A 7,201-nucleotide genomic window follows, 5' to 3' on the forward strand; every position below is an offset into this window, starting at 1 on the left:
CCTGCCCCGCGAGCCTCGGGCCTGGCTGCTGGTGGTGCATTTCCTGCGCCGCATGCTGCCCTGGGCACTGGCCTTCCTGCTGGTGCTGGGCATCGCCCAGCTGGTGCCGGAGAGCTCGGGGCGCACCGCGGCCCTGGTGATCGCCTATGTAGCGCTGTGCGGGCGCACCCTGTCGGTGGTGGTGGAGACGGTGATCTCGGTCTTCACCAGCGGCCATCGCTTCATCGCCGTGCAGATCCTGCAGCAGCAGAGCCTCAGGCCGCTGTTCGTCATCGGCGCCCTGATCGCGCTGGGCGATGCCTTCAACTCCACCCGCCTCTCGGGAATCATGGGCAGCGACCTGGCGAGCCTGATGTCGGTGCTGGCCAACGTGCTGGCGGCGATGATCAGCGGGCGCTTCATCCTGCGCTTCAAGCGCCCGATCAAGCACCTGATCCGCAACCGTCCCTATTCCCTGCGGCGCGACAGCGGCAGCTCCTCCGAGGTGATCCGTCTGGTCGGCGGCCTGTGGCACGTGCCGGCCCTGCTGCTGGTGGGGGGCTCGCTGCTGGCGATCTTCATCACCGTGGGCGACGTGGGCACGGCCCTGGCCCGCTCGATCATCTCGGCGTCGCTTCTGGTGCTGACGCTGGTGATCACCGGCCTGATCCGCCGGCACGGCGAGGGGCGTTCCAAGCGTCGCCGGCTGAGCGACTACCGCCGGCGCCTGGAACGCTTCGGCTACGCCCTGGCCCACGTGCTCGCCTGGATCGCCTTCGCCGAGCTCTCGCTGCAGGTGTGGGGAGGCTCGCTGATCGGCATCGGCCAGCAGGGGGTGGCCAGCGTGCGCATCGGCCAGGCCCTGCTGGCCATCGGCTTCACCGTGCTGCTGGCCTGGCTGATCTGGATCTTCGCCGACACCGCCATCCAGCGCGCCCTGACCAGCCCGGCGCGGGCCCGGGGGCGGCGGGTCAACCTGGCCCGGGCGCAGACCATCACGCCGATGATCCGCAACATCATCTTCGCCACCATCGTGATCATCGCCTCCATCGTCGGCCTGGCCAACCTGGGGGTGAACGTCACGCCGCTGCTGGCCGGTGCCGGGGTGATCGGCCTGGCCATCGGTTTCGGCGCACAGACCCTGGTGCAGGACCTGATCACCGGCATCTTCATCCTCATCGAGGATTCGCTGGCGGTGGATGACTTCGTCAGGATCAACGGCCATATCGGTACCGTCGAGGGGCTGACCCTGCGCACCGTGCGCCTGCGCGACCTGGACGCCGTTGTCCACATCATCACCTTCAGCCGCATCGACTCGATCCACAACATGTCGCGCCAGTTCGGTATTGCCCTGATGCGGGTCCGCATCCCCTTCGACATGAAGATCGACGATGCCACCACCCTGATGCAGGAGACCGCGCTGGAGCTGCGCCAGGATCCCATGATGCGCCACTACATCTGGTCGCCACTGGAGATGCAGGGCATCGACAGCTTCGAGGACGGCTGCGCCATCCTGCGCATGCGCTTTCGCACCGCCCCGGAGATGCAATGGGACGTGGCGCGCGCCTTCAACCTGCTGCTCAAGCAGCGCATGGAGTCGCTGTCCGTCGACCTCGGGGTGCCGCGGCTCAGCGTGAGCATGGAAGGGCAGGGCGGCGGCCGCCTGGACGGGACCGGCGAAGGTGCCGAGGACCGCGATGCCAGCGGCCGGCGGCCCGGCGAGGCCGGGGTCGCCGCCCCCGCCGGCGACACCAGCGCCCGGGGCGGTTCCCCGGATCCCGCCTAGTTCCATGGCGACCCATCAGATCACGGTAGAGCGCCGGGACAGCCTGCACCTCAAGGTCTCCCGGGTGCTCCGCGAGGAGACCTCCCACCGCCTGGACCTCTTCCTCTTCGTGCCCGCCGAGCTCGGCCTGAACCCCCATGTGCTCTCGGAGGAAGCGTTCTACCACGGCGCCATCCACGTCAAGCGCACCTACTACAGCGACCGCCACCGGCTGCCGCTGGTGATGAGCCGCCTGGCGGGCAAGCGCCTCGACGCCGGCCAGTACCGCCTGGGGCTGAGCCTCTACGCCTACCAGTACGTGGTGGCCCTGGAGCGTTCCGCCCAGTCGCTGCTGGAGCTGTCGCGACGCGCCCAGAGGGCGGAGAAGCGGAGTGACGACAAGGCTGCGAAGGGCCAAGGCTCTTCCCGGGCCAGCTCGGCGCAGGATGACGAGGAGAGCGAGCGGCTGCGCACCCAGCTCGAGGAGACCGCCGACCTGGCGCGCGGCATCCTCAGACGGCTGCGCCGTCAGGAGCCGAGCGACGAGAGCCTGCACCGCTACTACGCCAACATCGACAACTACCTCTCCTGGTTCACCGAGCAGAACCTGCTGGCGCTGGTGGCCCACCTGCCGCGGGGCAATGGCTACCGGGCGATCCGCGAGCGCCTGCTGACCATCTGCCGCGACGAGATCGAGCATCGCCTGGCCCGGGAGTACAACTCCGAACGGGTGACCCGGGACCCCACCCGGATGTCCAACAAGATGCGCCTGCTGAGGCGGCTGATCGAGTATCCCGTGACCCTCAAGCAGCGCAGCCAGGAGCTGGGCGGCGGCGAGCAGAAGGCGGTGAAGGCCTTCGCCACGGCGGTGGTCATGATCTTCGTCTCCCTGGGCCTGGTGCAGGCCCGCGAGTCACTGGGCGACATCACCGCGCTCTTCGTGCTGACCCTGGCGGTGATCTATGCGCTTCGCGAGGTGTTCAAGGATGACCTGCGCATCACCCTGTGGCGCTGGCTGCGCCGGGGCCGTCCCAAGTGGCGGCGCCAGTACCTGGACCCCACCAGCAATACCGTCCTGGGTCGCCAGCTCGAGTGGTTCGACTACCAGCGCTATGCCCGGCTCGACGAGCAGATCCGCCGGGTGCGCAAGCGCAACCTGGCCCAGCGCGAGGAGGTGGTGCTGCACTACCGCTCCAGCTCGCGCATGTCGCCGACCCGCTTCCTCAGCGGCTATGACCGCACCCGCGAGACCCTGACCCTGGACATCTCGCCGCTGGCGCGGCTGATGGACAAGGGCAGCCACCATGTCTATCGGCTGGAGGAGAAGGGGCAGGTGGTCCGCGAGCCGGTGGAGAAGCGCCACCTGATCAACCTGGTGATCCGAGAGGTGGAGGGCGACGGCGAACCGCTGCTGCAGCGCTGGAAGATCGTCATGAGCCGCTCGCGGATCGTCGACGTGGAGCTGGTCCACGAGGAGGGACCGGGGCACGAGGCGGAGCCGGGGGCTGAGCCTCTGCATACTTAGGCCGGATTCATCCCTCCGTCAGCTCTCTTCATGAATCAATCGGGGGGGGCTTCTATGGGCCCTCTACATTGATCGCTGACTGGGCTGAAAAGGTCCTGCTACAACGCCTCTTCCAGGAGCATGGCGAGTCGCTTGTGATGCAGGGCATTGGCGGCCGCGTCGTAGGACGGGGCGTCCTTGGCGGTGAAGCCGTGGGCCGCGCCCCTGTAGAGCTCCGTGGTGAAGTGCACGCCGGCCTGGGCCAGTGCCTCGTCCATGCGGGCGATCTGCTCGGGTGGCAGCAGCGCATCCTGGTCGGCATGGCCGAGATAGACCCGCGCCTCGATGGTATCGACCCCATGCACGGGACTGTCGGGGTCGCCCGCCTCTGCCAGGCGAGCCGAGTGAAATCCGGCTGCGGCGGCCACGCGGCCGGGGTGTTGCGCCGCCATGCGCAGTGCGAAGGCGCCGGTCATGCAGTAGCCGACCACCCCCACCTTGCCGAGCGCGAATTCGGCTTCGCTGTCGAGGCAGTTCAGCAGGGCGGCGAAGTCTCGGGTCTGTGCCTCGGGTGTCAGGCGGGCGGCATACTCGAGCAGGGTCGGCCGCACGTCCGGGTCGCGAAAGGACTTGCCTTCCGGCACCACGGTCCCCCTTGCGTTGCGGTAGTAGAGGTTGGGCATCAGCACGGCGTAGCCGTTGTCCGCGACCCGCTGGGCCTTCTCGTGATAGCAGGGGCGCAGGCCGCCGATATCGGTGAACAGCACCACGGCCGGCAGCGGGCCGGCGGCGTCATCGGGCGTGACGATATGGGCGTCGATGGTGCCGTCGGCGGCGGGAATGTCGATGGCGCGAGACATGGGCAGGCTCCGACGTTTCCAGCGTGAGTGACGAAAGCATAGCGGCTGCCACTAGTCGTGCAGGGCCTCTGGGCTCAGGTTCTCCGGCCCGAAGGAGTCCGGCAGCAGCGCCTCCATGTCGTACTCCTTGAGCAGCCGGCCCTCGCCATCCACCACCCGGATGCGGGTCTCGGGGGTGGCGAACTCGCGGATGCGCTGGCGGCAGTCGCCGCAGGGCGTGCAGAGGTGCCGGCCGGGGCCGATCACCCAGACCTCTCGCAGCTGGCGTTCGCCGGCGCTGGCCATGGCGGTGATCGCCGAGGCCTCGGCGCAGATGCCCTTGTAGTGGGCCACCTCCACGTTGGCGCCGGCATAGCGGGTGCCGCTCTCGCTGACCACCAGGGCCCCCACCGGGTGGTGGGAGTAGGGCGCATAGGCGCGGTCGCGCACCGCCAGCAGCGCGGTGACGATGGCGGGGTCGGTGGAATCGTTCATGGCGTTGCTCCCTTTGCGGCATCATCGCGCAGCACGGCATCCAGCGCGATGCGCATCATGTCGTCGAAGCTGCGCTCTCGCGCGGTGCTGTCCAGGGCGTCGCCCCTGAGGATATGGTCCGAGACGGTACACACGGTGGCCGCGCGGGCGCCGAACTCGGCGGCGACGCCGTAGAGGCCGGCGGCCTCCATCTCCACGCCGACGATGCCGTAGCGCCTGAGCAGCTCGGCGGTCTCGGGGCGCGGGTCGTAGAAGAGATCCGCCGAGAAGAGGTTGCCGATCCTCGTCGCCACGCCGAGGTCATGGGCGGCGTCGGCCAGGGCGCGGGTCAAGGCGAAGTCGGCGGTGGCGGCGAAGTCCATGCCGCCGAATCGCGTGCGGTTGACCCCGGAGTCGGTGCAGGCGCCCAGGCCGATCACCACATCGCGCACCGCCACGTCGTCGCGCACCGCACCGCAGGAGCCGACACGGATCAGCGTGTCGACGTCGTACTCGGTGATCAGCTCCTTGGCGTAGATGGAGGCCGAGGGGATGCCCATGCCGTGGCCCATCACCGAGAGCTCGCGGCCCTTGTAGCGCCCGGTATAGCCGGCCATGCTGCGCACCGTGTTGACCTGGTGGACCTCGTCGAGGAAGGTCTCGGCGATGTAGCGAGCGCGCAGCGGGTCGCCGGGCATCAGCACGGTATCGGCGAAGTCGCCGCGCTCGGCGTTGATATGGGGCGTTGCCATCAGTGGCCTCCCGTAGCGTTGGATAGCGGGGTGGAAGACGAGGCGGGCGGAAGGAAGCTCTCGCCGTCGTCCATGGGGGTGAGGCCCAGGTGCGTGGCCAGGCTCTGGCCGATATCGGCGAAGGTCTCGCGGGCACCCAGCGAGCCCGGGGCGAGGCCGCCGCCCAGCGCCAGCACCGGGATGTGCTCGCGGGTATGGTCGGTGCCCGTCCAGGTGGGGTCGCAGCCATGATCGGCGGTGAGGATCAGCAGGTCGTCGTCCTCGAGCCTGCCCAGCAACTCGGGCAGGCGGGCGTCGAAGGCTTCCAGGGCGGCGGCGTAGCCGACCACGTCGCGGCGGTGGCCGTGGACCATGTCGAAGTCGACGAAGTTGGTCATGATCAGGCTGCGCTCGCCGGCCTCCCTCAGGGCCTCGAGGGTCGCATCCATCAGGGCCTCGTGGCCGCTCGCCTTCACCGTGCGCGTGATGCCGCAGTGGGCGTAGATGTCGGCGATCTTGCCGATGGCCACCACCGTGCCGCCGTCATCATGCAGCTTCTGGAGCACCGTAGGGGCGGGCGGCTCGACGCTGTAGTCGCGGCGGTTGGCGGTGCGGGTAAAGCTGGCCGCGTCCGAACCGATGAAGGGGCGGGCGATCACCCGGCCGATGTTGTAGGGCTCGAGCAGGCGGCGGGCGGTCTCGCAGACGGCATAGAGCCGCTCCAGGCCGAAGGTCTGCTCGTGGGCGGCGATCTGGAACACCGAGTCCGCCGAGGTGTAGACGATGGGCTTACCGCTCGCCACATGCGCCTCGCCGAGCCGGGCGATGATCTCGGTGCCGGAGGCATGGCAGTCGCCGAGCACCCCGGGCAGCCCCGCCTCCTGCACCAGCGCCTCGAGCAACTCGGCGGGAAAGCTGTTCTCCTCCTCGAGGAAGTAGCCCCAGTCGAAGCGCACCGGCACGCCGGCGATCTCCCAGTGGCCGGAGGGGGTGTCCTTGCCGGAGGAGAGCTCGGCGGCGTGGCCCCAGGCACCGATGACCGCGTCTGGCACCGCGACGCCCTCGGCCCAGGCGCCGGTGGCGGCACGGTGGGCATGGAAGAGCCCCAGCCGGGCCAGGTGAGGCAGGTGAAGAGGTCCTTGGCGGCCCGCGCCTGGGCCTGCTTCGGGGCCCCTTGGAAGGTCGCACTCGCCCCGGGCACAGGCGGCGGCGATATGGCCCAGGGTGTCGGCGCCGGCATCATTGAAGCGCGCGGCGTCGGGTGCGGCCCCGATGCCGAAGGAGTCGAGCACGAGCACGATGGCGCGGGTCATGGGGCCTCCCGACGGATGATGTCATGGATCAGGGGTGGGGGCGTGGCGGGGCCCTCGCCGACCCGGATGGCCTCGCGGACCTGCCGGGCGGCACGGTCGGCATCCGCGGCGCTTGCCGCATGAACCAGCGCCAGCGGGCGCTCGGCGTCCACGGCTTCGCCCAGGGAGGCGATGCGCGACAGCCCGACGGCGGGGTCGATGGCCTCGCCGGGGGCGCTCCGCCCGCCGCCCAGGGCCACCACGGCCAGGCCCAGGACGCGGGTGTCCATGGCCTGGACCCGGCCCGGGTCCTCGGCATGCACCGCGCGAGTCACCGGCGCCTCGGGCAGGTGGTGGCCGGGGCGTTCGAGCAGATCATTGGGGCCGCCGAGGCCCGCCACCATGCGCGCGAAGCGCTCGGCGGCGGCGCCCGAGGCCAGCGCCGCGTCGAGCCGCGCCAGGGCCGCGTCGCGGGAATCGGCCAGCCGGCCGGCCAGCAGCAGCTCGTCGACGCGCTCGTCGGCGAACTTGCCGAAGTTGGTCGACGCGGTGCTGAAGAAGGGCGTGTGCAGGAAGGCGTCGGGGTCGGTCTGGCCCGAGGAGCCGCTCACCAGGAC

Annotated in this window: 6 protein-coding genes and 1 pseudogene; 2 read left to right on the forward strand and 5 right to left on the reverse strand. The window is 69.9% G+C overall.

The features are described from left to right. A partial coding sequence (locus tag SCI24_RS17200; RefSeq protein WP_318726547.1) for a mechanosensitive ion channel family protein occupies positions 1–1,765 on the forward strand: 1,765 nt, incomplete at its 5' end. Positions 1,766–1,769: 4 nt separating this feature from the next. Next, a complete protein-coding gene (locus SCI24_RS17205) occupies positions 1,770–3,269 on the forward strand; it encodes a hypothetical protein (RefSeq protein WP_318726548.1) in 1,500 nt (499 codons plus the stop codon). 98 nt (positions 3,270–3,367) lie between these two features. Here SCI24_RS17205 and SCI24_RS17210 read toward each other — a convergent pair whose 3' ends face one another. The 5 genes and pseudogenes from SCI24_RS17210 to SCI24_RS17230 form a co-directional block, all read right to left on the reverse strand. Next, a complete protein-coding gene (locus tag SCI24_RS17210; RefSeq protein WP_318726549.1) occupies positions 3,368–4,108 on the reverse strand; it encodes a dienelactone hydrolase family protein in 741 nt (246 codons plus the stop codon). Between the two features lie 51 nt (positions 4,109–4,159). Then, entirely contained in the window at positions 4,160–4,582 is a 423-nt protein-coding gene (gene cdd / locus SCI24_RS17215) for a cytidine deaminase (protein WP_318726550.1), read from the reverse strand. Next, positions 4,579–5,313, reverse strand: coding sequence for a purine-nucleoside phosphorylase (deoD, locus tag SCI24_RS17220; protein ID WP_318726551.1), 735 nt, complete (start codon positions 5,311–5,313; stop codon positions 4,579–4,581). Before deoD ends, cdd begins: the two co-directional genes overlap by 4 nt. After that, entirely contained in the window at positions 5,313–6,605 is a 1,293-nt protein-coding gene (locus tag SCI24_RS17225) for a phosphopentomutase (RefSeq protein ID WP_318726552.1), read from the reverse strand. Before SCI24_RS17225 ends, deoD begins: the two co-directional genes overlap by 1 nt. Continuing rightward, positions 6,602–7,201, reverse strand: a pseudogene (locus SCI24_RS17230) (hypothetical protein); the annotation flags it as partial. The gene SCI24_RS17225 and the pseudogene SCI24_RS17230, both read right to left, overlap by 4 nt.

It is taken from the genome of Halomonas sp. (genome assembly GCF_033549285.1).
Lineage (GTDB): Bacteria > Pseudomonadota > Gammaproteobacteria > Pseudomonadales > Halomonadaceae > Halomonas.

Excerpts from the sequence above, each read along its gene's own strand:
- cdd (WP_318726550.1), bottom strand. The coding sequence starts at position 4,582 with ATGAACGATTCCACCGACCCCGCCATCGTCACCGCGCTGCTGGCGGTG.
- SCI24_RS17210 (WP_318726549.1), bottom strand. The coding sequence starts at position 4,108 with ATGTCTCGCGCCATCGACATTCCCGCCGCCGACGGCACCATCGACGCC.
- SCI24_RS17205 (WP_318726548.1), top strand. The coding sequence starts at position 1,770 with ATGGCGACCCATCAGATCACGGTAGAGCGCCGGGACAGCCTGCACCTC.
- deoD (WP_318726551.1), bottom strand. The coding sequence starts at position 5,313 with ATGGCAACGCCCCATATCAACGCCGAGCGCGGCGACTTCGCCGATACC.
- SCI24_RS17225 (WP_318726552.1), bottom strand. The coding sequence starts at position 6,605 with ATGACCCGCGCCATCGTGCTCGTGCTCGACTCCTTCGGCATCGGGGCC.